The sequence below is a fragment of the Pseudomonas sp. GW456-12-1-14-TSB6 genome, from assembly GCF_059424205.1.
On the sequence record NZ_JBWKZE010000074.1, the window covers coordinates 1 to 581 of the forward strand.

General features: G+C 45.8%; 2 tRNA genes. Both read right to left on the reverse strand.

Annotated features, from left to right (window positions below):
* Positions 1–269 precede the first annotated feature (269 nt).
* A tRNA-Ala gene (locus AC07Y2_RS28755) sits at positions 270–345 on the reverse strand.
* 10 nt (positions 346–355) lie between these two features.
* Positions 356–432: transfer RNA gene (locus AC07Y2_RS28760), tRNA-Ile, on the reverse strand.
* Between the last annotated feature and the right edge of the window lie 149 nt (positions 433–581).

Sequence of the window (581 nt, forward strand, 5' to 3'; positions counted from 1 at the left end):
GCATCCACCGTATGCGCTTCTTCACTTGACCATATAACCCCAAGCAATCTGGTTATACTGTGAAGACGACATTCGCCGAAAATTCGAATTTCTCAACTAAGAGAACTCACAAATTTTACCTTAGCCTGATCACCACCAGTGAAAGTGGCTCTCAGTCTATCTTTCTATCACATACCCAAATTTTTAAAGAACGATCTAATCAAAAGACTAGAAATCAATATTCAACTCGAATATTCATTTCTAAACTCTCAAACTTTCGAAGCAGTTTATGGTGGAGCCAAGCGGGATCGAACCGCTGACCTCCTGCGTGCAAGGCAGGCGCTCTCCCAGCTGAGCTATGGCCCCATAACAAAATTGGTGGGTCTGGGCAGATTCGAACTGCCGACCTCACCCTTATCAGGGGTGCGCTCTAACCAACTGAGCTACAGACCCAATTTCGAGCTTGTAACTGCTAGCTGTGAGCTATCAGCTTGGAGCTTAAAGCTGCTTCTATCGTCTTCTTCAATGAATCAAGCAATTCGTGTGGGAACTTATGGAGCAGCTGATGTCGTCGATTAAGGAGGTGATCCAGCCGCAGGTTC